Source organism: Rhodococcus sp. P14, assembly GCF_000256505.1.
Taxonomy (GTDB): Bacteria; Actinomycetota; Actinomycetes; order Mycobacteriales; family Mycobacteriaceae; genus Rhodococcus; species Rhodococcus ruber.
In genome coordinates, this window is sequence record NZ_AJFC01000370.1 from 1 (window position 1) to 25,717 (window position 25,717).

20 protein-coding genes are annotated in these 25,717 nt (G+C 65.6%); 12 read left to right on the forward strand and 8 right to left on the reverse strand.

Annotated features, from left to right (window positions below):
* Together OEY_RS0125740 and istA are read right to left on the reverse strand one after the other, a co-directional pair.
* A partial coding sequence (locus OEY_RS0125740; RefSeq protein WP_010596613.1) for an ATP-binding protein occupies window positions 1–630 on the reverse strand: 630 nt, incomplete at its 3' end.
* Window positions 630–2,204 carry an IS21 family transposase gene (gene istA / locus OEY_RS0125745; protein ID WP_337460026.1) on the reverse strand — a complete coding sequence of 525 codons (1,575 nt, stop codon included), beginning with the start codon at window positions 2,202–2,204 and terminating at the stop codon, window positions 630–632. The genes OEY_RS0125740 and istA, both read right to left, overlap by 1 nt.
* A gap of 481 nt (window positions 2,205–2,685) precedes the next feature.
* Here istA and OEY_RS29145 point away from each other — a divergent pair, with 481 nt between their 5' ends.
* The 6 genes from OEY_RS29145 (at window position 2,686) to OEY_RS29510 (ending at window position 8,170) form a co-directional block, all read left to right on the forward strand.
* Window positions 2,686–2,934, forward strand: a complete 249-nt coding sequence (locus OEY_RS29145) for a hypothetical protein (protein WP_010596615.1) — start codon at window positions 2,686–2,688, stop codon at window positions 2,932–2,934.
* A gap of 32 nt (window positions 2,935–2,966) precedes the next feature.
* Entirely contained in the window at window positions 2,967–3,791 is an 825-nt protein-coding gene (locus tag OEY_RS29150) for a hypothetical protein (RefSeq protein WP_157180022.1), read from the forward strand.
* A 115-nt stretch (window positions 3,792–3,906) separates the two neighbouring features.
* Complete coding sequence (locus OEY_RS0125755; RefSeq protein ID WP_010596617.1) at window positions 3,907–4,344, forward strand: hypothetical protein; 438 nt, start codon at window positions 3,907–3,909, stop codon at window positions 4,342–4,344.
* Between the two features lie 383 nt (window positions 4,345–4,727).
* A complete protein-coding gene (locus OEY_RS0125760; RefSeq protein ID WP_010596618.1) occupies window positions 4,728–6,041 on the forward strand; it encodes an IS256 family transposase in 1,314 nt (437 codons plus the stop codon).
* Between the two features lie 63 nt (window positions 6,042–6,104).
* A complete protein-coding gene (locus tag OEY_RS29505) occupies window positions 6,105–7,229 on the forward strand; it encodes a hypothetical protein (protein ID WP_010596619.1) in 1,125 nt (374 codons plus the stop codon).
* Between the two features lie 362 nt (window positions 7,230–7,591).
* Window positions 7,592–8,170 carry a hypothetical protein gene (locus OEY_RS29510; RefSeq protein WP_157180023.1) on the forward strand — a complete coding sequence of 193 codons (579 nt, stop codon included), beginning with the start codon at window positions 7,592–7,594 and terminating at the stop codon, window positions 8,168–8,170.
* A 372-nt stretch (window positions 8,171–8,542) separates the two neighbouring features.
* On the opposite strand, the gene OEY_RS0125775 is transcribed toward OEY_RS29510, so the two are convergent.
* The 4 genes from OEY_RS0125775 to OEY_RS29165 form a co-directional block, all read right to left on the reverse strand.
* The gene (locus OEY_RS0125775; protein WP_010596621.1) at window positions 8,543–10,171 is read right to left on the reverse strand and encodes a long-chain-fatty-acid--CoA ligase; all 1,629 of its coding nucleotides are present in this window, start codon (window positions 10,169–10,171) and stop codon (window positions 8,543–8,545) included.
* 196 nt (window positions 10,172–10,367) lie between these two features.
* A complete protein-coding gene (locus OEY_RS0125780; protein WP_010596622.1) occupies window positions 10,368–11,165 on the reverse strand; it encodes a crotonase/enoyl-CoA hydratase family protein in 798 nt (265 codons plus the stop codon).
* 290 nt (window positions 11,166–11,455) lie between these two features.
* Entirely contained in the window at window positions 11,456–12,649 is a 1,194-nt protein-coding gene (locus OEY_RS0125785; protein WP_010596623.1) for a cytochrome P450, read from the reverse strand.
* A gap of 280 nt (window positions 12,650–12,929) precedes the next feature.
* Window positions 12,930–14,672, reverse strand: a complete 1,743-nt coding sequence (locus OEY_RS29165) for a CocE/NonD family hydrolase (RefSeq protein WP_010596624.1) — start codon at window positions 14,670–14,672, stop codon at window positions 12,930–12,932.
* Between the two features lie 336 nt (window positions 14,673–15,008).
* Between OEY_RS29165 and OEY_RS0125800 the strand changes: the two genes are divergently transcribed.
* Both OEY_RS0125800 and OEY_RS29515 read left to right on the forward strand, forming a co-directional pair.
* Window positions 15,009–15,977: an AraC family transcriptional regulator gene (locus OEY_RS0125800; RefSeq protein WP_010596625.1), complete on the forward strand. Its 969-nt coding sequence runs from the start codon at window positions 15,009–15,011 to the stop codon at window positions 15,975–15,977.
* A 309-nt stretch (window positions 15,978–16,286) separates the two neighbouring features.
* Complete coding sequence (locus OEY_RS29515; protein ID WP_237713795.1) at window positions 16,287–17,258, forward strand: AraC family transcriptional regulator; 972 nt, start codon at window positions 16,287–16,289, stop codon at window positions 17,256–17,258.
* A gap of 386 nt (window positions 17,259–17,644) precedes the next feature.
* Here OEY_RS29515 and OEY_RS0125810 read toward each other — a convergent pair whose 3' ends face one another.
* Together OEY_RS0125810 and OEY_RS29175 are read right to left on the reverse strand one after the other, a co-directional pair.
* On the reverse strand, window positions 17,645–18,829 hold the full coding sequence (locus OEY_RS0125810) for a cytochrome P450 (RefSeq protein WP_010596627.1): 1,185 nt from the start codon (window positions 18,827–18,829) through the stop codon (window positions 17,645–17,647).
* A gap of 277 nt (window positions 18,830–19,106) precedes the next feature.
* Entirely contained in the window at window positions 19,107–20,819 is a 1,713-nt protein-coding gene (locus OEY_RS29175) for a CocE/NonD family hydrolase (RefSeq protein ID WP_099528108.1), read from the reverse strand.
* A 447-nt stretch (window positions 20,820–21,266) separates the two neighbouring features.
* On the opposite strand from OEY_RS29175, the gene OEY_RS0125820 reads away from it, so the two are divergent.
* The 4 genes from OEY_RS0125820 to OEY_RS29180 all read left to right on the forward strand — a co-directional run.
* Entirely contained in the window at window positions 21,267–22,457 is a 1,191-nt protein-coding gene (locus OEY_RS0125820) for a cytochrome P450 (RefSeq protein WP_029540235.1), read from the forward strand.
* A 50-nt stretch (window positions 22,458–22,507) separates the two neighbouring features.
* Window positions 22,508–23,464, forward strand: coding sequence for a PDR/VanB family oxidoreductase (locus OEY_RS0125825; protein WP_010596630.1), 957 nt, complete (start codon window positions 22,508–22,510; stop codon window positions 23,462–23,464).
* Window positions 23,465–23,543: 79 nt separating this feature from the next.
* The gene (locus OEY_RS0125830) at window positions 23,544–25,130 is read left to right on the forward strand and encodes an FAD-dependent monooxygenase (protein ID WP_010596631.1); all 1,587 of its coding nucleotides are present in this window, start codon (window positions 23,544–23,546) and stop codon (window positions 25,128–25,130) included.
* A 118-nt stretch (window positions 25,131–25,248) separates the two neighbouring features.
* Window positions 25,249–25,717 (forward strand): cupin domain-containing protein (locus OEY_RS29180; RefSeq protein WP_010596632.1); only part of this gene is annotated, 469 nt, incomplete at its 3' end.

Genomic DNA, 25,717 nt, shown 5'->3' on the forward strand with positions numbered 1-25,717 from the left:
GGACGGGTGGAGGTTGCTGGTCACCGCCAGGCTGCGCCGCTCGTAGGCGGCATCGACGAGGCGATAGAACGCCTCGGCGGCGGCCTGCCCGGACGGCAACATCCCGATGTCGTCGACGACGATCAACTCGGCGCGGGTGATGCGGGTGATGGTCTTGGCGATCGACCCGTCGACCGCGGCGCGTCCGATCGCTGCGGTCAACGACTCGAGGGTGAACCACGACACCCGCATCCCGGCGTCGATCACCGCATGGGCGAGCGCCTCGACGAAGTGGGTCTTGCCGGTCCCCGACGGCCCGCTGACCGCGAGGTTCTCGGCGCGGTGCACCCATTCGAGGGTCGCCAGGGAGCTTTGGGTAGGGGCCGGGATCGACGAATCCGCCTCGCGCCACGAGGAAAACGTTTTCCCGGCCGGTAATCCGGCGCTCTTGCGGCGCATCGCCTTCGTTGCCTCGTCGCGGCCGCGGACCTCCTCGTCGAGCAGCACCTTGAGGACCTCGGTCGGATCCCACCGCTGGGCCTTCGCGGTGGCCAGCACCTCCGGGGCGGCAGCGCGTAGATAGGGCAGGCGCATCCGTTTGAGTACGGCGACCAGATCGTCCGGCAATGCCGGCGCAGGCTGGTGGTTCATCAGCTCGCTCCCGCCGCTGTGGTGGTGCCGAATCCGGCCCAGGCGGCGGTGCCGGGCTGGACCGAATGGGCCTCGTCGGCGACGACCACCCCGGCGTCGCCGGTGGTGGCGGTGTGGTGCGCGACGATCGCCGGCAGATCCGACTCGGCGAACCGGCCCGCCTCGGCCGCGACCGCCAACGCCGCATCGACGGTGTCGGCGCCGACGAACGCGGCCAACTCGACCGCGGCGGCCATCTTCGCCCGGATCCGAACCGCCCCGGCCGCGGACGCGGCGACCAGCCAGGTGTGCGCGCCGGACCCCACCTCGAGGAACCGGGCCTCGGCGGCGCTGCGAGCCTTCGGCGTCGGTGGGCGGGGTGCCCCACCGGGCTGCTGCGGGTGGTCCGGGTAATGCGCCGGATCGATACTCGGATTCCCCGGTGTCGAAAGACGATGCCGCGCAACCTCACTCAACCCGCGTCGGTCACCGGCCCAGTCGGGGATCCGGGGCAGCGCCGACAGGTCGGCGACGATCACCAGGTCGGTGCCGGCGGCCCGCACCCACACTTCGGCGCCGACCAGGCCGGGCGGGGTCGAATAGCGCACCGACCCGAACCGGATCGTCTGATCGGTGCCGACGCTGCGGGTGGTGCCCAACGCCAGGGTGTGCGGGGTCGACGGCAGGGTGTGCAGGCGGACGCGTTCCTCTGCCAGCGCCTCGGTGGGGATGCGGGCGCTTTCGCGGTGCCGACGGGCATTGACGGTGGCGCAGAACCGGTCGCAGGCGGCCTCGAGGTCGGCGAACGAGGCGTAGTCCGGCAGCAGGTTCGCGTCCGTCGGCACCAGGTCCGCTTTGGCGATCTTGACGGTTGCTTCGCTGCCGCCCTTCGATTCCGGGTCGAAGGGCACGCAGGTGTGCACGGCCATGCCGTAGTGCCGGCCGGTCTCGACGATCTGCGGGTGCCGCACCGGGATCCCGGCGACGTGATCGATGCTCACGGTGCGGGGGTTGTCGGTCAACGCGTAGGTCGGTGCCCCACCGAAGCGACGCAGCGTGGCGTCGAGGCACGCGATCAATGTCGGCAAACTCTGGTCCCATACGGGGATCACCACCCGGTAGCGTGACCACGCCAGCCAGGCGCAGAACAACAGCGTCGAACGCAGGATCCCGCCCGGGCCGGGCACTTTCGGGCCCTGACCCCAGTCGAATTGCATCCACAGTCCCGGTTCGGTGATCCAGGGTCGGTAGGTGCGGCGGTGTCCGGCCTGCCATGCTGCTTTCGCCTCGGCGACGGCGCGTCGGGTGGTGCGTTCGGTGCCGTCGAAGCCGAGGGCGAGGAGGCGTTCGTGGACGATGTCGGCGCGGACCTTGCCTTTGCTGCGCTCGACCCATTGCTCGATCTGGGGTAGGTGCTCGTCGATGATGCGGGGTCGTCGCGACGGGCCGGTCACCGGCATCCCCGCGTCCCGGGCGGCAACGTAGCGTCGGACGGTTTTCGGATCGACGCCGGCCAGTTGCGCTGCGGAGTGCGCGTTGCCGGTGGTGTCGTAGGCCTCGAGTATTTCCATGATGTCCCTGTCAGACTTCTTCATGCGTCCCTCCGGTGGGAGTCGCTCGGTGGTGGTCGAAGACCTCGAGCAAAACCCCGGAGGGGCGTCTGGTTCAGGACCGACACACCGCCGGCCCCTGTGTCCATCGACAGGGAGATCAGCTGTCCGTCAGCAGGGACGAACGTGTCCGTCTACAGGGAGGTTGGCATGTCCGCTAGCAGGTGTACTTCGGCACGCTCGTACGCGTCGCCTACCAACCTGTATCGGTATTGCTGCAGGGTGCTTCGTTGGTCACGCAGGCCTGCTCGTACACACCTGACGCGGTCCTGCCCTCTCGCAGACGAGGCCATCTTCCTTGTCAGTGGCCGATGGGAGAGTGAGTCCATGAGCGCCATCACTGCCGACGTCGTTCCCCTCCACGACGTCCCCACGACCTGCTGTCGTACTGCGGGACGGTCCCGGGCAGGATGGGGCCAGCGGCGACTGGCACGCCAGCCGTGGCGGTAATGCTCTACTGGACGCCATGACCACGACCTCGGACATGCCGGCGGATCTGACCGAGGCGCTGCTGGCCGGTCCGCGCGGTCGTCGTCTACTCCTCGAATATGCGCAGCTCGCCGACGACCGTGCCCGCGAGGGGCATACGCACGACTCGTTCTCCTCAAGCGTCTTCTACGCCACCTACCGCATCGACGTGGCGCGCGGAAGCGCAGGTGTGCTCTACGGCCCGGCGCCGACCGAGCCCTCCCGACCTTCTCCCCCGACGAGGTAGCGCGACGGCTGGCGAACGTGCCGCTGCCGGACGTGACGGAAAAGGACGTGCGCGCCGTGCTCGCCGCCACCACCGACTCCGCCCGGTACTGGCAGCCACCCGACGGCGACGACGTTCTTGCTGCGGCCGAACCGATGCGCCCGCACCTGCGCCGCGTCGCCGAGCACCTCGCCGGATCGGAGCACGCCCGGTGGTGGACCACCGACATCAGGCGGGACGCACAGTGGTCCCTGGGCTGGACCGAGCAACACACCTGTGTCCCTCCGGTCGGGCGCGCGCTTACTACCTGGCGGGAGAAGGTCGTCGCCGAGGAACAGCGAGCCGCGCGGGAACGCTCCACCGATCCGACAGCCCAGTGGTCCGGGGTGTGGTGGTCGGCGCCGCTCGGTGTCCCGTGCTCCACACGGGCACTGGTCGACGGCTCACCCGCATGCTTGTGGTTCGTTGAGGACTCCGGAGGCGACAACCATGCCGGGGCGCGGCGACACCTCGTTCCTGACACGGTCGAGGTGTTCGAAATCCACGGCCTCGGCGAGTGGGCGCAGCTGTGCCGGCGGTTTCCGCTCGAGGTCACTGCGCAGAAACGTCACGACTGGTACCGCACCACCGACCGCGACGGACGGTGGGTTCTGCCCGACTGGCAGGCCGTCGCCGAGAGGTACGGAGGAGTGCACCTGACCGTCGCCGGCTATCTCGCCGCAGCAGGCACCGCCATCGACGTCGACGACGATGCGGCGTCGGTGATCGCGGGATGGGCACCCGACGAAACCTTCTGGCTCACCGATGATGTCCACACCGATGGCGAGATCATCGACTGGGTACGCGACGACCATAACGACACCTGGTCCAACGCTTGACTGTCTGCGCCGCGACCGTGACACCGAAACCTGACACGTTCCCCAGATACCGGCGTCCGCGGGTTCGCCGACGTCGTGCGCACCAGGACACGGTCTTTCTGGCACCCTCATCGGTATGACGCCATGGGTACTCGGGTTGATCGCGCTCGTGGCGATTGCCCTCGTGGGCTTTCGGTCGAACCACCGCCTTGTGAAATTGTTCGCGGGCACCGCGGCGATCGGGCTGCTTGTGGCTCTCGGGACCTGGTTCGTCTCCGAATACCAGTGGGCGAACACCACCGACTGCCGTGAGGCCTTTCCGGAACAGTTCGGGTACCGCCCACCCGACTGGGAGATCCCACCTCCCGGAGAACTCGAGGACGTGCGGGTCTGGTGGCCCATCGGGCACCAGTGCCAGGGCACCGACGTCGACACCGGGGAGCACGTTGTGGGCAAGCCCGGATGGGGACCATCCCTGGTGATCTATCCGGCATTGGGGATCATGGTCCTGTCCCTGTGCGCGATGGCAACCCGTATGGCGGTTGAGCGGCGTAGAACAGTGCGCACGGACTAGACGACAAGCACCCAGCCGGCGCGTGCCGCCCGCTCAGTGTGGCAACGGATTAGCTGATCGTGGTCCCATCACAGTGAGCACAATTACCGCCGCCAACGCTCCCGCCACAGCGACAAGGACCGGAGCGAGCAGAACCACAGACGGCGCCACCACCAATGCCAACACCGCCGGCACCGCGCACGACACAACGAAGCCCGTCCGGCTGCGGCGCCGGAATATCAACACCGCAATCCCCACAACGCACATCACGATTCCCAGCAAGACCAGGGAGCAATGATCAGAACCTGTGGATCCCGGGAGGGCGCACCTTCCGGAAGATGATCTGCAAGGAATCGGAATTCTGATCAAGACCAGCGTTCGCGCGCTGGCGGGAAGGCACGCCCGTGCTCACGGTAGTACACGAAGGCCAGGACCCGAACGAGACGGGCGACGCGGCAGGTTCGTCGCGCTCGTTGCTCGACGAGATCGTCCGCGACGGCGCCCGGAAGATGCTCGCCGCAGCATTGCAGGCCGAGGTCGCCGATTACATCGCCCGGCACGCCGGTGAGGTCGACGACAACGGCCACCGGTTGGTGGTGCGCAACGGCTACCACACAGAACGCGACGTGATGACCGCCGCCGGTGCGGTGTCGGTGAAGGCGCCGCGGGTCAACGACAAGCGGATCGATCCCGATACCGGTGAGCGCAAGAAGTTTGCCTCATCGATCCTGCCGGCCTGGGCCCGCAAATCCACGCAGGTGTCCGAGGTGCTGCCGTTGCTGTACCTGCACGGCCTGTCGACCAGCGACTTCGGACCTGCGCTCGAGCAGTTCCTCGGCAGCGGCGCCTGCCTGTCGCCGGCCTCGATCACCCGGCTGACCTCCCAGTGGCAGGACGAGGCGAAAGCATTCGCCCAGCGGGATCTCTCGCAGGTCGACTATGTGTATCTGTGGGTCGACGGCATCCACGTCAAAGTTCGGCTCGAGCAGGAGAAACTGTGCCTGCTGGTCATGCTCGGGGTCCGGGCCGACGGACGCAAGGAACTCGTCGCCCTGGCCGACGGCTACCGTGAATCCACCGAATCCTGGGCCGATCTGCTGCGGGACTGCCGCCGTCGCGGGATGCGGGCCCCGGTGCTCGCGGTCGGGGACGGCGCGTTGGGGTTCTGGTCGGCGCTGCGGGAGGTGTTTCCCGAGACCCGGGAGCAGCGCTGCTGGTTCCACAAACAGTCCAATGTTCTTGCTGCATTGCCGAAGTCGACGCATCCGGGTGCGTTGGCGGCGATGAAGGAGATCATCGGGGCCGAGGACATCGACAAGGCACATCTGGCGATTGCGGCGTTCGAACGGGACTACGGCGCGAAGTATCCGAAGGCGGTCGAGAAGATCGTCGACGACGCCGATGTGCTGCTCGAGTATTTCCGGTATCCGGCCGAGCATTGGGTGCATCTGCGCACGACGAACCCGATCGAATCGACCTTCGCGACAGTGCGGCTTCGGACCAGGGTGACGAAGGGACCGGGCTCGCGAGCAGCAGGCATGGCGATGGCCTACAAGCTGATCGAGTCCGCGCAGTCGCGGTGGCGGGCGGTCAACGCACCGCAGTTGGTGGCGTTGGTTCGGGCCGGTGCGTTGTTTCACAAGGGCAAACTCCTCGAACGTCCCATCGACATCACCCCCGAACCGTCGCCGGACACGCCGGTGTCCGAGGTCGCCTGACGGATCTGTCTTGCTAGCCTGCCGACCATGGCAGGTACGGGTCCGATACGGGATGATCGTCCGGTGCAGTCCGGCGGCGTGGTCCAGGTCGACCATCACCAGTTCAGTTTCGGCGACCCGCAGATCGACACCCTCGATCCGCTCGCGCACGGCACGTTGATCGATGTCGGCGACGGGGCCGTCTCGTTCTATACCGGCATCGCCTACGGCCCGGTCCGCGTGCGTGTCGAGCTGCTCGATCGGCCTCCGACCGATCCTCCGCAGGACGACTGGGAGGTCATCGAGGAAACCACCCTGTCCGCGACGGAGGCCATGGTCGTCTCCGCCCTCGATGGCACCGTCTGCACCACCATCGCTCCGGTACCGGCGGGCGCCTATCAGGTGCGGGCACACGCGCGTGGCCGCGACACTCATTACGGTCTCGACGTCGACGATATCGTCGAGGACTATCTGATCTGCCTGTGGCCCACCACCACCCGCACCACGGATGCGCAGGTACGAACACTCCGTAAGACCGACACCACATGGTCAACCCAGCCACAGGTCGACCGCCCGGAACCATCCCGGCAGTACGTCTATATCCGGGACGAATCGGGGGCGGTAATCACGGTGCCGCCGCAGAGCCGCGAAGCGCTGGCTGTGCGCGCCGAATTGCACACCTTCGGCGGGAGGCCGCTCACGCCGGCCCTCGACGCGATCTATGCCGCCCGGCACGTGGCCGGACTCGATCGGGACCTCATCGACCGGGTCGAAGCACTCGACGACAATCGGCAACGCGCCTTCGCGCGCTGGTGCGTGCACCGGGCGTGGGAACGCGCCGGACTCGTGCAGTCCCCATGGTTCCGCCAACGGCTCGCCGAGATGGATGCCGGATATCCCGCGCATCCGGATTTCATCGCCAGCACTCGTGCCCGCAATCGGATCGATGCCGATCCGCGGATCCGGCTCACCCTCGTATCCGGGTTACCTGCGAGTGCGGAGCTCGTTCAGCAGTACGAGGCGATGCACGCGTACGCACGGAGTATGTATGCCGAGGCCACCCCGCTCGAGTCGGCGATCGAGGCGCTGCGGCACACCGCGCAGACCTACGGGATGGACTACCCCGAGTTGTTCGCACAGGCTCGCAGTGACTTCTTCGGCGACCCCCTTGCCCATAGTTCCACTACGGACGTATCCGAGGATTCCTGATTCCATACGCCAGCGGGAAGAACCAATCTTCAGGTGACGTCGACAGCGTCAGATCCACAGGATTTGACTATTTCTCGACACTCCACGTGAGGGGCAATTTCGTTGCCTGACGAGCGGTTGTCGGTGGACGACGGGAGACGTGTGTGCGCGGAATGAAGTGTGTCGTGACAGTCGTGTGTGCGGTTGCGGTCGCGGTGTTGTCATCACTGACGGCATCAGCATCAGCATCGGGATCGGTCACGGGGCAGATGCGGGCAGTGTCGTTCGAGGCGTCACCGCACTTGTCGGAATACAACGCCACGGTCCGGGTGCCCGCACCGGGTGTCTTCACGTTGACGGTCGTGTCTGGGACCGCTGTGGCGATGACCACGATCCCGGACGGATGCATGCCCGGCTCCTCGGTCGTCGACCAGGTACTGAACGTCGAAGACGAAGCATCCGCTGCTCGTGTCCCGGTGTTGACGAGATCTGTGCTCGTGTGCGAACTCGGCACACTCGATGCCGGGGCAGAACACCGGCTCGTGGGGCCAGTGCATGATCGCGAAGACGGTACCCGAATGATGACCGCTCAGCTGCACCGCGACGGTGAGGTGGTGGATCAGGTGCAGTGGTTGCATCGGCCTCTCACGATCTGCGCTCCACCGGACGGCGCACCGACCTGGCCTGCTGGAGGCGCCGAGGGCGGCACCGTCGCTGCCGGGGCCAGCGGGCGGATCAGCGGAACGTTCCACCCGGGTACCCGGGTGCTGTTGACGGGGATCGATGCGTGCGAACAGCGCATCGACCGGCATGTTCGTACGATCGACGACGGGCGATTCGTGTTCGCGGGACTGCTGCCCGGACGTTATGCGCTCCTCGACGAGCATGGCACCGTGCTCGACCATGTGGATCTGTCCGCCGACTCTCCGGATCAGGCTGGGATTGATCTGACAGCGATGTGAGTCCGGTTCTGCACGTGCCGGACTATGAACCCGCTGGCGGAACCGGCCACGGTACTTCACCGGCCGAGGCCCGACTGTTGCCGCACGGGATGCGGTTTCCGACCTGGAGGTGTGGACCGGCTCGGCAGGTCCGGGCTCCGCATCGGCTCGGTGCGGATTGGGTCGAGGTCTCCGCCCCGGTGGGCGACGCGCGGGTCGGTCATGTGTTGCAGGGCAGCGATGCTCGTGCGGTGCTCCGGAGGCGGGGTCCGCTGTCCGGTGTGTCCCCGGGCTGAGACCGGTGCGGGACGGCCGATATGCGCTGATATGTCAAGCAGATCGAAGGCTCGTCCCCGCACGCCCCGGGATCCTGAGAAACCCGGGCCCGTCACGTTATCCGGGGATGTTCTGCTTCGTGCTGCCAACTAGGCTGTCGGCCGCCCGCAGCTCGTTCTTGCGGACTTTTCCTGTCGAGGTGCGCGGCAGGTCCGACGCGAACACGATGTCCCGAGGGATCTTATACCCGGCGAGCAGACCCCGCGTATGCGCGATCAGCTCCTCGGCGCTCACCTCCGACCCCGGCCGGACCAGCACGAACGCCTTCGGACGCTCGCCCCACTTGTCGTCTGGGACGCCGACGACCGCGACGTCCGCGACCGCGGGGTGCGCGACGATCGCCTGCTCGACCTCAACGGTGGAAATGTTCTCGCCGCCGGAGATGATGATGTCCTTCGCACGGTCTTTGAGCTGGATGTATCCGTCGGGGTGCATGACGCCGAGGTCTCCGGTGTGGAACCAACCGCCGGCGAAGGCCTTTGCGGTGGCCTCCTCGTCCCGGTAGTAGCCCAGCATCACATTGTTGCCACGCAGCACGATCTCGCCGAGACTGACCCCGTCGGCGGGCACATCGTTCATCTGCGGGTCCACCACGCGGGCGGTCTCGGCCTGCAGCATCCCGACACCCTGCCGGGAAATCAGCACGGCTCGCTCGGCGGGATCCAGCCCGGCCCACGACTCCTGCGGCTCGCAGATCGTGTACGGCCCGTACACCTCGGTCAGCCCGTACACGTGGATAACCGCCACGCCGAGGGCCTCGAGTTTGCCGATGATCGTCGGGGACGGTGGTGCACCCGCGGTGGTGATGCGCAGCGGCGTCGTCAGCGGGTGTGCCTGCGCCGCGTCGGCAATGGTCGAGCAGACGGTGGGGGCGCCGCACAGGTTGGTGATGCCGAGGGTGTCGATGGCTTCCCAGATCGGTTCCGCGCGGACCGCGCGCAGGCACACGTGGGTGCCACCGGCCGCGGTGACGGCCCACGGCGTGCACCAGCCGTTGCAGTGGAACATCGGCAGTGTCCACAGGTACTTCGTGTCGCCGGTGAACCCGTTGTGGAAGGTCTCCCCGACCGAGTTCAGGTAGGCGCCGCGATGGGAGTACATGACACCCTTGGGTTTTCCGGTGGTGCCGGACGTGTAGTTGATCGCGATCGGGGTGAGCTCGTCGGCAACCACCCAGGGCAGCGGCGCGGCGGTGATGTCGGCGGCGAGCAGGTCCGCGTAGGTGGTGGTGGCGACGCCGGTGACCGGGTGCTCGATTGTGATCGTGGAGTCGGGGATCTCGACGATCTCCGTTACCGATGGCACCGCCGTGGTGATGGTCGCGGCGGAGGTGAGGAACTCGGAGTCGACGAACAAGATCGAGGCACCCGAGTGGTCGAGGATGTATTCGAGTTCGGCGGGCGCGAGCCGGGAATTCAACGCGATGAGCACTCCACCCGCGAGTGGGACGGCGAAATGTGCCATCAACAGCTCGGGAGTGTTCGGGGACAGGTAGGCGACGCGGTCGCCGGGCTCGATCCGCGACGCGAGCACCTTCGCGAGATGCTGCACCTCGTCACCGAATTCGCGGTAGGTGTAGCGGCGGTCGCCGTGGATGATCGCGGTGCGGTCGGGGAACACCGACGCCGAGCGCTCCAGGAAGCGCAAGGGGCTCAGCTGGGAGTGGTTGGCGGCGAGGACGGTCATGGCGGTTTCTCCAGGCGGGATGGGTTGTGTCGGGGGTGTGTGCATTGTCGCCCTGAGCGGTAGGCAGGACATGGTGTCCACGGCTAGAACTGCGAGGATCGCTTTCCCTGAAGCGTGCCTTCCTGATCTGGGGCCGCCGACGCCGTATCTCGCACGTCGTTTCCTGACGTGGACGGTGCCAGCGGCCCCGGGTTACTCAGTTCCCACTCCAGATCGGTGCACGGCTTTCGGCGAAAGCCCGTGTCCCTTCTGCTGCGTCGTTGCTCGCCAGGATTGCCGCTAGGGCGTCATCGTTCATGGCCCACATCGGTTCGCTCCAGTCGGATCCGTGGTTACGGCGATGTGCCATCACGCGTTTGCTGGTCTCGACTGCTAGTGGCGCATTACGGGCAACCGCTGCGGCGAGGCGGAGCGCTTCGGCAAGCACTTGGTCGTGCGGCACCACCGCATTGACCAGTCCCCAGCGCAAGGCGGTCTCGGCATCCAGTGGCTCGCCGGTGAGCGCCATGGACGCGGCGACTTTCGGCGGCACCTGGTCGGGAAGTCGCAGGAGACCGCCGGCGCCGGCGATCAACCCGTGTTTGACCTCGGGAAGCCCCACCCGCGCCTCGGAGCTCATCACGGCGAGATCGCACGCCAGGATGATCTCGGCTCCGCCTCCGAGAGCGACACCGTTGACTGCCGCGACCAGAGGCTTGGCGACGTACCGCTGCGTCAAGCCGGCGAATCCCCACTCCGGGTGGTCGGGCGCGAAGAACGAACCGTCCTGCGCCAGGTTCTTCAGATCCGCCCCCGCGCAGAACGCGCGTCCGGCGCCTGTGATGACACCCACCCGCAACGCGGGATCGGCCTCGAGTGCGGTGAGGACATCGCCGACCGCCGCAGACATTTCGGCGTCGACTGCGTTCATCGCCTCGGGACGATTCAGCGTGATGATTCCGACCGCCCCTTCCCGCTGGAATCGGACGTCACCGGAGCTGTTGGCCCTACTCACGCTGCTCTCCCTCGTCGTCTCGGCACGGTCCTGATGGGTGCCGGGTTACCGGCAGCGTACCGTCATTGTTAAAAGTGACGCAACATTTATTTATTGGCACCTTCGCGCCTGTCTTACACCGAAAGTGGCTGATTCCTAGAGGTTTCGAGGAAGTGCCGTCGTCGAGTCAGCAGCACCTCGCAGCCTGGTCCGGCGACGGCTGCGCGGCCGAGGGCCCTTCAGTGCCCTCGGCCGGTGCCCTCGCCGTCCCATTCCACCATCAGCGGACGCGCGTGTGGCTATCTCGTCGGTCAGCCAAGCCCGGCTGGCGCCTCCGGTGTGAAGACGACGGGCAGTGACTGCGTGGTCATCAGGGAGCCCCCGATGAGACCAGTTTCGATGGCAGATCCCTGCAACCTGATATCGGGCAGTCGGTCCAGCAGGCGGGTGAAGGCAACTCGCAATTCGGCGCGGGCGAGGTGCTGGCCCTGGCAGACGTGAATTCCTGATCCGAAGGCCAGGTGCGGATTGCGGCTCCGGTCCAGATCGAACTGTTGAGGCTGCTCGAACTGCCTCGGATCACGGTTGGCGGCGGCGAGGTTGAGCAGCACGCGTTCACCTTCCGGAAGTTCCTGGTCAGCGACGGTGACCGGACAGCGCGTGGTGCGTGCGAAGAGTTGCAGCGGTGTGGTCAGGCGCAGGCTCTCCTCGATCGCCCGGGGAAGCATCGACGGCTGGTTCACGAGTGTGTCTTTCAGACCATCGATGGTCAGGGCGTGGTGAATCAGCCCGCTGAGCCCAGAGGTGGTCGAGTGGTGCCCACCGATGAGATAAGCGGCCAGGAGTCCGGTTGCGGCAGTGTCGTCGAGTTGCATGCCCTCGACGACACCACTGGCGATCTGGGAGAGAAAGTCGTCACGAGGCGAAGTGCGGCGGTCCTCGAGCTGTTTGTTCGTGAAGTTGGCGAACTCGATGAAGTTTCCCTCGAACTCTGCGGTGCCGATGCTCGCGAACAGCCGGTCTGCGATGTGGAGGGCTTCGACCGACAGCGCCTGGTCGAGGCCCACCATTCTGCCGACGACGATCGCCGGCATCGGTTGCGTGAACTGGCGGACCAGGTCTGCCGTTCCGTCCTGGGCGAACTCGTCGATCAGGAGATCGGCGATCTCGATGAGGGTGGGCTCGAAAGCCTTGACGGCTTTCAGGGTGAGTGGTTTGTTGAGCACATCACGCCAGGCGGAGTGCTCGGGTTCGTCGAATTCCAATGCGGCCGTGGGTGGCAGTCCGCTGGCCGGGATCGTTACGCCTTCGGCCGAGGAGAACTTGTCGGATTCACCGAGTGCTTGTTTCACATCGGTGTAGCGGCTGATGAAGTCGAAACCGCCGTATCGGTCGCTGTGGGCGACAGGACATTTCTCACGCATGTCCTCGTATGCGGCTCGGACGTCGCCTGGGGACACCGTGCTGTCACGATGATCGAAGGGTGTCGAGTGGGTGGTGGTCATAACGGCTCCTAGCCTTTTCCGCGTTGTCCTCGGGGCTGAACATCGCTGCAGATCCTGCGAAGTTTGTCGGTTGTCTGTGCCGTGGTGCTGGTCGTGTCGGCGTATCGATCGAGTCCCGTTCCGGCCGCAGAACCACTCCCCGTGACCGGGGTGCTCTACGACTTCGTCTTTGCGAGACGGACCCGTTCGCTCGGTGTCGAGTCCGGACCGAGACCGGTGAATTTTCCGAGATACCGGACCTGCATCGGGTGGCCCCACTACCCGATGCAGGTCCTCGCATTCACTCTGGGATCACGGGCACCAACAGGTGGCTGTCGAACTTCCCACCGCTGTGGATGGTGTGGGTACCACTGTTGACCGTCTGGTCGTGTGCGAAGGTCGGCGTCATGGCCGGGTAGGAGTTGAGGTCACGTCCCTGGACGACCAGGCGGAGCGTCTCGCCGGCAGCGAATACGGTGCTTGACGGCCAGATCTCGATGTCGAGGGCAACGGGTTCCGCGGTCGGCAGGGGCTCGATCGACCGGTGCGTGTGGACCGGCTGCTCGGGCGTCGACCGGTCTTGGTCGAGTTCGCGATGTGATGCTCGGAGCCAGCCGAGGGCGGCATGTCCGTCCTCTTGCACCGAGAAGAAGTGGAAGGGCACCTCGTTACCGGCGGCGTCGAGTTTCTCGATGGCGACGAAGAGGTCGGCATCGGACGCGTCGTCGGCGACCAGCCACAACCGCAGTGACATGTAGCCGGTGAGTTCGGTCGCCTTGTCGAAGGTGATGTCGAACGTGGCGCGGCCGGACTCACTGTCGTAGCTGGTGACTCCCGCGGTTGTGGGCAGCTGGTCGCTGAGGGTCCCGTCCGAGGTCAAAAACAGCTGTTCGTATCGGGTTCGCTGCAGCGGCCACTCGTTTTCGTCGCGGAAGGTTCCGCCGTCGAGGCCCTCACGAACCTGGAGGGTCACTGCCGGCCATTCGTCGACCTCGTTGTGCTCGACACCCTTGAGGAACCGATCGAAGAATGCGAGCTGACGATCGAGGTTCTCGGCCGAGTATTGAGCGGCCCACTTCTTTCCGCCGTGCACGAGAAGCCACTTGTCCGAGGAGGAGATACGCCGGTATCCCTCGAGCGTTCCCCTGGTGTGCAGTCCGTGGTCCGACCAGCTGGCGGCGACGAACGCCGGCACCGTGATCTTCTCCAGATCGGGGCCCTTGGCCGCCCAGTAGTCGTCGAGGAGGGGGTGGGCCGCGGCCGCGGCCGTGACGTCCTCGACCTGGTTCTGAGAGAAGCCTGCCAGGATCTGCCAGACCCCGAGGAAGTTCGTTTCCGGGATCCCGCCGTGGAAGGCGAGTTCGCGATAGATGTCTGTGACCCCTTCCCACGGGTTGATGGCGGCAAGGTGGGGCGGTTGAGTTGCTGCGATGTTCCACTGGGATATGGCCAGGTAGGAGCAGCCGCTGAGTCCGACCTTGCCGTTGCTCCACGGCTGGGCGGCGCACCACTCGACCGTGTCGTGGCCGTCGTTGGCCTCTTGGGAGGTCCAGTAGGTTGCATCGCCGCCGGAGCCCCATGTTCCGCGCATGTCCGCGAAGACGACCGCGTAGCCGCGTGCGCACCACCATTCGGGGTCGGGATACTCGAACCAGGTGTGCTTCGAGAGGGTGCTTGGATCGAAGCCCAGGTCGTAGGCCGCGAAGAGGGGCGAATCCCATCTGACGTTGCCATGTTTGCCATAGGGAGCCCAGGACATCAGGGTGGGCAAACTTGTGGTGACGCCGGCGGGTCGGTACACGTCGACAAGGAGGTCGACGCCGTCCCTCATCGTGACCGGAACATCACGCTCGATGATGAGGGATCCGTCCTCGACCGTCTGGCGCTTGATCCCCGGCCAGAACTCGGTGCTCTCCGGCGGGGACCCGGGCCGGAATCGAATCTCGGCTGCCGCCGCGGTCGCCTGGTTGCTGCCGCCGTTCGAACCGCTCGCGGTCGGTGCGACCGCACCGGGGGACGCGGGAGCCGAATCGATGGTTGACATAAACCCTCCTCAGTAATGGTGATGCCGATCACTCTGCGGCCCTCCGGCCACCATCGCTATCCGCCCTGCGCGCGTTTGTCCGCTTCACGCAGCGGCTTGAGCGGGGGTACACCCGCGCATATTTGTGAGGCTTGTTTCATTTTTTGGTTGAATGCACACTGGTAGTGCTCCAGATCACACGCTCCACGCGTCGCGCAATGACGCTCGAGGAATTCCATGAGTACCGGAGGGACCGTGCCCCAATTCGATCGCATAGAAGCGGGTGCGCAGCATTCGCACTCTGCGGTTATTGCGCCTCGCCCGTCATCGAGCGCCCTTCCCTTGGCTCGCCACGTAATGGTCCGCACCACCGACGAAGAGCGGGCAACGGATGCGGCCACTCGGGTCGCGTCGCCGCATTTACTGAGGACCAGTTCCGGGCCGTTCGAGTGGGTCCTGCACGCGGTGAAGATCGGTGATTCCACGCTCGCGTACCACTCGTACCGGGGTGCCGTGGAGGTCGTGGCGACGCAACCCACCGATTTCTTCGTGCTCCAGGTGCTCCTGCGAGGAGAAGCAGAGGTCTCGACGGCCGTCGGATCGACCCGGCTGGCGGCACAAGGTTCAGCGTGCGTCCTGTCCCCGTCGGAGCAGTTTCGGATGCGCTTCGCACCCGGCACCCACCAGGTATTCGTCAGAATTCCGGTCCCCACGATCGAGAGGTCCTTCGGACAACTCACTGGCGAAGGTGGCGGCAACAAGGTCGTATTCGACCTGCAGACAGCGCCGCAGTCGCCGTGGCTGAGTAACTTACAGCTGGCTGTGCACACCATTGATGCGATCGGATCCGGGGCACCACCGTCACCACAGTTGGGCGGCGAGCTCGAGCGCATGATTGTCTCGTCGCTGCTGCTGGCGCAGCCGCATTCTGCCAGCGAGATCATTACCCAGCCCGCGACCAGCCGCGCCTCCCGTGCTGTTGCCTCGATCGTTCAGGAGATTCAGTCGGCGCCCCACCAGACGGTGGAGTTCTCGGAACTTGCTCGCGCTCACGGCATCAGCCTCAGATCGCTCCAGGACGGTTTCCGCCACCAGTACGGTCAGTCGCCGTCCGGCTTTCTGCGAGACTGCCGGCTCGACATGGCCCACCGACTCTTGGTGCAGGATTCGCAGGTCAGCGTCACCGAGGCAGCCTTCTCGAGTGGATTCACCCACCTCGGCCGCTTCGCGCGGGACTATCGCCGTCGTTACGGCGCCAGCCCTTCGACCACCCGCCACACCGCCCGGGCCAGCGCGTTCTCCGACGCAGACAACAAACGCCCATAACGTGCCGCGCGTGAGACCGGACGCGCCGAGCGCCGAGTACTTTCGGATCCGCGGGCCTGCGCAGCTGTCCCCATTCGGGCAACTGGACGATGCGGCGTGATGCCCGGTCGAGGTTTCGAGACCGAACAAATTATGTGAAGGTTGCGTCATTTTTTCCTTTCGGGCAAGCTCTAGTTGTTGCCCACGTCACAGGACCCGCCGTGCCCGAAAGCGGTACCGGACGTCGAAGCGACGGCCAAGGAGATTTGAGTAATGGACACACAGGCAGGCACCGTGCCTCGGCGCTCGACCCGCCCACTGAGTCGACACGTGATCACCCGAACCACTGATGAAGGCCTTGCTCAACGTGAAGGTTCGAAGCTTGTGTCCCCGCACATCATTCGTCCGGCGACGGCAGATCCGTTCGGCTGGGCTTTTCACGCCGTCGAGCTGGGCGACTCGATGGTGGCCTATCACTCGTATCGAAGTTCGGTCGATATCGTGGCCTCAGACCCGGTCGACTGTTACTCGCTGCACCTGCTGTTACAGGGCGGGATGGAGTTCTCATCCGATCTCGGTGTCGTATCTTTGCCGAAACCCGGATCAGCCTGCGTGCTGTCCCCGACCGACCAACTCAGGGTTCGCTTCGCTCCCGGGACGCGACAGCTGATCGTCAAGGTACCCACCTCCACCGTCGAGCAGGCCTACGGTCGACTCACCGGCGAAGGGGGTGGCGGGCGCATCGTCTTCGGCCTCCGCGCTCCTGAGGGGGCAACATGGACGGAAACGCTCAAGTTGGCTGTGCAGACGATCGACAGTATCGATTCGGGCTTCCCACCGCCGCCGAACCTTGGCGCAGAGCTCGAACGCCTGCTTGTATCGTCGGTGCTTCTTGCCCAGCCGCACACCTTCAGCACCAAGCTGGGTCGTCCCTCCGAAGGAAGAGCATCCCGGACGGCATCGATGGTGGCCGACGCCATACAGGCCGCACCGGAGCTGCCCGTCGACTTCGCGGAGTTGGCCCAGCAGAACGGCGTGAGTCTGCGAACTTTGCAGGAGGGGTTCCGTAACCGGTACGGACGGTCACCGTCGGCGTTCCTCCGCGATGCCCGGCTCGATCGGGCGCATCAGTTGCTGATGGAGAGTTCGTCGATGACCGTTACCGAGGCGGCACTTGCCAGTGGCTTCACGCATTTGGGACGGTTCGCACGCGATTACCGACTCCGACACGGCGCTTCCCCGTCGGCCACGCGAGAGGCCGCCGGCAGGCGGCACGGTGGGCCGGCCATGCGTTCGGCATGATTCCGCGTTGTGACCAGCACTATCGACTGAATACGGATTCCGAACCAGCGGCTCCAGTGACGCCGTCGGGAAACCTGTTGAGGCCGACCGCCCCTGCGTCCACAGGAGCACCGCGAATCGCGGGGTCGGTCGGACAAGGCAACTCCGTCTCCGTCGACGGCTGACGCGTCGTCGCGTGAGGGCGGAAATATACCCGCGTTGTTGTCGCGCCCGCCCATACCGGGTTGGGGTGCTTCGGCAAGCATCAGCCCACGTCGGGCGGGCGCGAAGATTCCGCGGTCAGCTCGGTCCACACCGCGCTAGTGGTACCTCAACTCTTTCCAGTTCGCTCGAATCGGTCCCTCCTGGCGTACTCACAGGTTCTCCTTCGCTGTTTCGGTGGTGCTTCAGCGCGCGATGAGGTCCAGTTCGCGGGGCCGGCGAATGATGGGGTTGGGTTCGAGTTCCCAGGAGAAGCCCGGAGACAGGTGCAGGTGGGGCGCGCGCTGCAGCAGTTCTTCGAACAACAGCCGCACCTCGAGTCGAGCCAGCGGGGCACCGATGCACTGGTGGCTTCCGTGCCCGAATCCGACGTGGGCTTGTTTGGGTCGCCGGTCGAGGTTGAAGTCACCGGCGTCGGCGCCCCACGATTCTTCATCCCAATTTGCGGATTGGAGGCTCACGATGAGCTTCTCGCCGGCGTGGACCGGGCATCCTCCCAACTCAGTGTCCTGTTTGGCCTTTCGCATCACGTACTGGATCGGAGTGTCCACACGCAGCGATTCTTCGATGGCTGCCGGGATCGACTTCGGTGACGCGCGCAGCGCCTCCCATCGCTTCGGCTCACGCACGAGCTCGTAGAGCAGATTCGTCATCAGAATCGCGGTGGAGTCGGTTCCCGCCGCGATGAACGACAAGATGTGCGTGATCATTTCGGGCACCTCGAGCTGGCTGTACCCCTCCGGAGCGTGGACGAGACCGTCGATGATGTCCGCACCGGTGGGTTCTTGCGCCATCCGGGCGGCGACGAGCTCACCGAGGTAGCCGGCCAGCTCGAAGAACTCCGGCAGCGCCTCGAGTGGCTTCGGTACATGTTCGGTGATGGCGTCGTCCAAGTCCTGCAGCCGGTCCCAGTCTTCCTCGGGCAGCCCGAGGAAGGCGTACACGGTGCGGGTAGGGATCTGCCGGGCGATCTGCCGGTAGAACTTGATGGGCTCGTCGAAGTCGACGGCGTCGAGCACGTCGCTCACGATGCCGCGGATGCGTGCCTCGTGCCGGCGGAGTTCCCGGGGCGCGAACCAGTGCATGAAGCGGTCACGCAGTTCGGTATGTTCCGGCGCATCGATCATGGTGATGAACGGAATTCCCCCCGGAGGGTCATCCGATTCGATATTGAAGTTTCCTTTGGCGGAAAACCGGTCGGTGTCGGTGAGGACTTCGCGGGCATCCTGGTCGCGGGCGACGACCCGGACATTGGGCATCGGCTGCGACAAGGGGCACGCGCGTGCCTGTGCGAGCCGTTCGGGTGCGTTTGCGTGGTCCTCCACACTCAATGGATGAAATGGTGCGGAGGCATCGAGTTTGTTGTTCATCGAAGGTTCCTTCCAGACGGACGGGGGTGGATGTTTCACAGCTTCCGAGGGAGTGGACTGACGACCAGCCGGTCCGGGGAAGGCTGCCGATAGGGTCGGGGCGGCCGGAACGCGGCGGCGGTCTATGCCCGTACTGTCAGCGATATTCGAGAATCGGCCCACGGCGCCCGGGAGGTCGAGCTCGCCCTGACGCTCGGTAGCCGTTACGCCAGGGCGGTCTCGGTGATGCAATTGGCCGGGTGAAGCTGCAGTGGGTCTGCCGCTCCCGTCTCAGTGGTTAGTTGGACTCGGTCGCCGGGGGTACATGGCTGACAAGCAGATGCGAGTCGTACTCACCACCGGTATGCACTCGGATCGCCCTGCGAGTGGTGTCCGGGGCGCCGGTGCTGAAGGGGGTGTCGGGGAGATTGCCGGCCACGTGAAGCTCGGCCGGTTGGAGGTTTTTCGACGACAGCAGTACCTGGAGTTGTTCTCCTGCGTGCCAGAGCATTCCGAGGGGCCGGATGGGGACCTCCAGTGCGACGATCTCACCGGGGTGAAGTGGTTGTTCGTGTTCGTGCGTGTGAACAGGAGCCAAGGGCGTCGACGCGCGGGTGTCCAGCTCGCGATGTGAGGCACGCAGCGCCCCCTTATTGCCCACCATTTCTGCTCCGGGCACGAACTCCGTCAGTTGGAGCCGACCCTGTGCGTCCAGTTTGCGAATGTAGACATAGAGATCGAGGTCGTCGCCTTCGGTGGTGTCAACGAAGACTCGAAGCTTCAGGGCACCGGTCAGCTCGGTGTCCTCGGTGAACGTGTACCGGAACTCGGCCGTTCCGTCTTCGGCGGAGTACGAGGTGCTCGCCGGAGACGAGGGGAGCTCGTCCGAGAGCGTGCTCGAGGCTGCGTCCAGGTAGTAGGCCTTGGTCACGGCACGGGCCAGCGGATACTCGGTCTCCGGCCGGTCGACGATATCGGTTCCTCCGGGGTCGAGTACCGACAGCCGAACCCGGGGGGTCTCAGGCCAGCCGTTGTCGATGCCCTTGGTCACGTGATCGAAGAACCGAAGCAGGTCATCTTCGTTCTGGTAGAGGTCGGGCCACTCGTGTGTGTTGTGCACCCGCAGCCAACTCCGGTCTGCATCCAGCCGGGTGAATGCGTCGAGCGTCCCGCGCACATGGAAGGGGTTCGTCCAGCTGGCCACCACGTAGACCGGCACGTTGATCGCTTCGATGTCGACGATCTTGCTGCGCCAGTAGTCGTCCATCAGAGGATGCGCCTTCATCATCGCCCCGATGTCTTCGACGTTGTTTCGGCCGAAATTGGCAAGGCTGTCGGGGTTGACTTCGTCCGGGATACCGCCCCACATGCAGACGTCGCGGTACGCGTCGGTAAATCCTTCCCAGGGAGCGATCGCCGCCAGGTGCGGGGGCTGGGTCGCCGCAATCAGCCACTGGGACGCCCCGAGCCAGGAGTTGCCGGACATGGTCACCGCATCGGCGCACCACTGCTGTCCGGCGATCCACTCGATGACGTCGAAGCCGTCTCGGGCTTCCTGGGGGCTGAAGAACTCGATGTCGCCCCCGGACTCGAAACACCCCCGGGGGTCGACGTTGACGACGGCGTAGCCGTGTGCGCACCAGTAGGCCGGATCGGGGCCTTCCCACTTCTCGAGTCCGGAGGTGGCTTCCTCGGGCACACCCACCCGGTTGGGGAACATATCGAGGTGAAAGAAGCCCCCCTGCTTGCCGTACGGGCTCCACGCGAGGATCGCGGGAACCGGATCTGACGTGGTGGGCCGAAAGACGTCCGCATAGACGATCGTCCCATCGGCCAGCGGGATCTCGACATCGCGCTCGAACACGATGTCGCAGGTCAGTCGCCGTCCATTCGGCGAGTACGTGGTTCCGGTCTGCAGAACCGTCTGCCCAGGCTCGAAACCGCGCCACCGCGCCATCTCCGCCTCGGGCGGGATAGCGGGACGCAGGAGTACAGGGTTCTCAGTCGGCATGGGTTCATCTCCTGGATATTCGTGACCGAGTAGCGCACATCAGTAACGACGCAACTCCGGCACTGACTTGCAGTGACGCTGATCACCCTCCGCCACGGCGCCCGGCCGCAGCTATCCGATTCGCGCACCCCTATCCGTTTCCCGCCGACCAGATCCGCTCGCCGCCCCGAGGTCGAGCCGTCCTTGCTGCCAATCAGAGGGGCCCACCCTGTCTCCGCCAAATGAGCTGCGTGAGGTGGACAGCACTGCGCTTTGGGGATAGCTCCCCCCTGACCCCCGATGCCACAGTGATCTCCATCACCGAGTCCGCTCGTGAGGCTCAGCAGCCCCCGGGCGAACCCCAGTGCACACACCGAGACGTGCTGCTTCGCCGGTAAGCAGTCAGCCCCACCGGCGAGCGGTAGGGCCAAGCGGCCGGTGCGTCACTGCACCAAAGAAAGGACCCCCATGCCTGTGCGGTCAAAGCCCCCAGTGTCCGATCTCGACCTCTTCACCGACTCCACCCTGCTCGAGCCCTACGCCCTGTACGACGAGCTCCGAGAGCTGGGGCCGGTCGTCCACCTTCCCGCGCACGATGTGTACGCGATCACCCGGTACGCGCCCCTGCGGGAAGCGAGCATCGAGTGGGAGGTGTTCAGTTCGGCACGGGGCGTCGGAATGAGCGACGAGTTCAACAAGGCCACCGAGGGAGTCCTGATCTGCAGCGACCCCCCGGATCACCAGGTGATGCGGAAAGTTCTCGAACGGCCACTGAAAGCGGATCGGCTGGGCGAGATCGAACCGTTCCTCAAGGAGGAGGCCGCCACCGTCGTCGACCGGGTTCTCGACAAGGGCACCTTCGATGTCGTCACCGAACTGGCTCAGCACCTGCCGTTGACCGTCGTCTCCAAGCTGGTCGGCCTCGGCGACTACGGCCGCGAGCGGATGCTCACTTGGGCTGCAGCGAGTTTCGACGCACTGGGCCCGATGAACGCCCGCACCGCTGCCGCCCTTCCGAAGGCTCAGGAGATGGTCGGCTTCGCCCTGAACGAGGCGCACCCGGGCACCCTCGACCCCAATGGTTGGGCGGCAGCGCTGTTCGCGGCGGCCGATCGCGGTGAGCTCCCCGCGGACAAATGTCCCTTCATGGTCATGGACTACACCGCGCCGTCATTGGACACGACGATCCTCGGCGCGAGCAACCTCATCTGGCTGTTCGCCACGCACCCGGAGCAGTGGGACAAGGTCCGCGCCAATCCCTCGCTGATCCGTCATGCCATCAACGAGGGCCTGCGACTGGAATCCCCGATCCAGCGGTTCACCCGCCTGGTCACCCGCGAACACACCCTCGACGATGTCACGATTCCTGCCGGCGCACGCGTAATGCTCCTCTACGGTGCCGCGAACCGCGACGAACGCAAATACCCCGACCCCACAACATTCGATGTCACACGAAAGCCCAGCGACCACGTCGCGTTCGGAACCGGTGAGCACGCCTGCGCCGGAATGAACCTCGCCAGGCTGGAGATTCGGCTGTTGCTCGAACGACTCGTGCCCCGAGTCAAGCGGTTCGAACTCGGTACCACCGAACGAGCGTTGAACAACCTCCTGCGCGGATTCGCGAAGCTCGAGGTTCGAGCCGTCCTGGACTCCGAATGACCACGGTGGAGCTCCGACTTCCCCCAGTCGGCGCGTCGAAAGAAGCCCCCATGAACACCATCGACACCCCACTCACCCTGAATGTCGCCCGCCGTCAGGAGGCGACCTCCGATGTGGTGATCCTCGAGCTGGCGACCCCGGATGGAACCGAGCTACCCAAATGGTCCGCCGGCGCCCACATCGATCTGCACCTGAAGGATGGGTTGACCCGGCAGTATTCGCTGTGCGGCGACCCCGACGATCGGTCTCGCTGGCGCATCGCGGTCCTGCGGGAACCGAACAGCCGTGGCGGTTCCGAATACGTGCACACCAGCGTGCTCGAGCAGACCGACCTCACGGTCAGTCATCCGCGCAACCACTTCGAATTGCTCCCCGCCGCGCGCTACATCTTCATCGCCGGGGGCATCGGGATCACACCCATCCTGGCCATGCTGCAGTCGGATACCGCCCGCAACGCCGAATGGGAACTGCACTACGGCGGCCGGTCGCGCGAATCCATGGCGTTCACCGACGAACTGGCCACCACATACGCCGACCGGGTACAGCTGCACCCGCAGGACGAGGTCGGGCTCCTCGACCTCGACACCATCCTCGGAGAACCTCGGGCCGACACACTTATCTACTGCTGCGGTCCGGGCCCGCTCCTCGACGCCGTGGAAGAGCGGTGCAAGACCTGGCCGGAGGGGGCCCTGCGACTCGAGCGTTTCGCACCGAAAGAGTCCGCCAATCTCACTCAGGACGGCAGCTTCGAGGTCGAACTGCGTAGCTCGGGCGTCAGTGTGCAAGTACACGCGGGCCAGAGCATCCTCGACGCGGTCCGCGGGGTGGGGGCCTCGGTGGCCTTCTCCTGCGAGGAGGGCACCTGTGGTACCTGCGAGGTGTCGGTGCTCGAGGGCGAGGTCGACCACCGCGACAGCATCCTCTCGCCCGAGGAGCAGGCGGACAACGACACGATGTTCATCTGTGTGTCGCGGGCAGCGTGCCCGCGGCTGGTCCTCGACCTCTGACCGCCCCGTCGGCTCCCCATTTCGCGTGCACCAGCGCCGGAAGAAATTTCGTCCACTCCATTCTTGAAGAGGAACCGCAATGACCCACCCTGCTCGTCCCGAGGACCGCGATCCTGTTGTCGTCGTGGGCGGTGGCCCCGTCGGACTGACCGCGGCGCTGCTGCTCGCGAAGCAGAACGTCCCGAGCATCGTTCTCGAGCGGCGCAGCGAGCGATCGGAGGCCCCGCGGGCGCACGTGATCAACCCGCGCTCGCTCGAGATCTACCGCATGCTCGACCTCGACGTATCCGAGATGATCGCGCAGGCCGCCGCCCCCGAAGACGACACGGCGTCGCACTTCCGGTGGCGGACGACCGGCAAGCGGTTCGGTGGCGTGCCGTTCGAGCAGCACGACGACACCCATACCCCGCACCCGCGCATCAACCTCGCCCAGCCACGGCTCGAACGGATCCTGCTCGACGAGGTCGGGCGCTCACCGCTGATCGACCTTCGGGTCGGGCACCGGGTGAGCGACCTCGTCGCCGAGAAGAACACCTCGGTCGCAACAGTGAGTACCGACGACGGGCAGACCTATGAGCTCTCGAGCGACTACACCCTGGCCTGCGACGGCGCCAACAGTGAAGTGCGGCAGCGCCTCGGTATCGGTCTCCATGGTCAGCCGGACGTCCAGCCCTGCCTGACCATTCACTTCGAGGGCGATCTGCGCGATCTCGTCGGGGACGAACCCGGCATGTTCTACTGGTCCGTCGGCGCCAAACTACCCGGCATCCTGATCGCCTACGACATCGACAAGACCTGGGTCTACCTGAGCTTCATGGCTCCGGAGATCGTCCCGTCCGCCGCAGAGGCGAAGGACATCGTTTTCGACGCGCTCGGCACCGACGACGTCGATATCACGGTCCGCCACGTGATTCCGTGGGTGATGACCGCCCAGGTCGCCGACCCCTTCCGAGCCGGCAGGGTCTTCCTGGTCGGCGACGCCGCGCACCGATTCCCGCCCAGCGGCGGACTGGGATTGAACACCGGCATCCAGGACGCACACAACCTGGCCTGGAAGATCGCTGCCGTCCGCAACGGAGTCGCCGGACCCGAACTCCTCGACACCTACGACACCGAACGCCGCGGCGTCGCCGAGATCAACACCCACCAGAGCCTGGCCAACGCCGGGTCCGCGCTGCGGGTGTTTCAACTCGGTGAGGATGCACCGCAGCAGGACTGGGACGCTGCCATCAACGGCATGCGCGACGGCCTCAACAGCCTGGCCCTGCAGATCGGTTTTACCTACGCAGAGACCTCGGCACCGCACACCGGAGTGCAGGGTTACGTGCCGAGAGCCGAACCCGGCGATCGCATGCCGCACGCCTGGTATGGCAACGGCGGACAACCTCGATCGACCCTCGACCTGCTCGACCCCCACGGCTTCACATTGCTGACCGGCCCCGCCGGCGCCTGGACGGACGTGAACTTCGGCGACCGCCCGGTCAGCGTCGTCCCGGTCAGGGACGACGACGCCATCCCGGCGTGGTGGGTCGAGTTGACCGGGATCGCCGGCACCGGGGCGCTGCTGGTGAGGCCGGATGGACACATCGCCGCCCGAGTGAGCGCTGATGGTGTCGCGGAGCAGGAATCGATCACCCACGCCCTGCAGGACCTGCTGCGCCGCTAGCGGCATCGCCGAAACCCAACGGTGGTGATCGCTCAGCGCTTCCGCACGTCACCACCACTGAGACCGACCCGGTCGCCGACGCGGCCGGCGACCGCTCCACGAAAGGCGAGGAAAACCCATGCAATTCATCCGACCGTTCGACGACACCCAGGCCTTCGATACGGGATTTCCCGGATACCGCGCACAGTTCGTCTCGCGGCTCGAGTCCGCGCTGCTAATTCACAGCGTCATCCAGGAGGACGGCTGCGGGCCCGGACTGCACTACCACCTCAGCGATCAGCTGTACTTTCTGATCGATGGTCACATGCAGGTGCAGTTGGGCGACGAGGTCCACGCGATCGGCCCCAAGACGCTTGTCTTCATCCCGGCCGGGCTGCCGCACCGGAACTGGAACGAAGGTCCCGGCGCCGAGAATCACTTCGAGATGATCATTCCGACACCGATGCCCGGCTCGTCGCTGGCGCTGATGGTCGATGCGGTCGACGCCGTCCCGGCCGAGCACCGCACCACCAGCAAGGGGTACGTCCGCGCTGTCGACACCGAGCAGCTGCGCGAAGCCCTTCCCGGTTTCCGGCTCCAGCCACTGG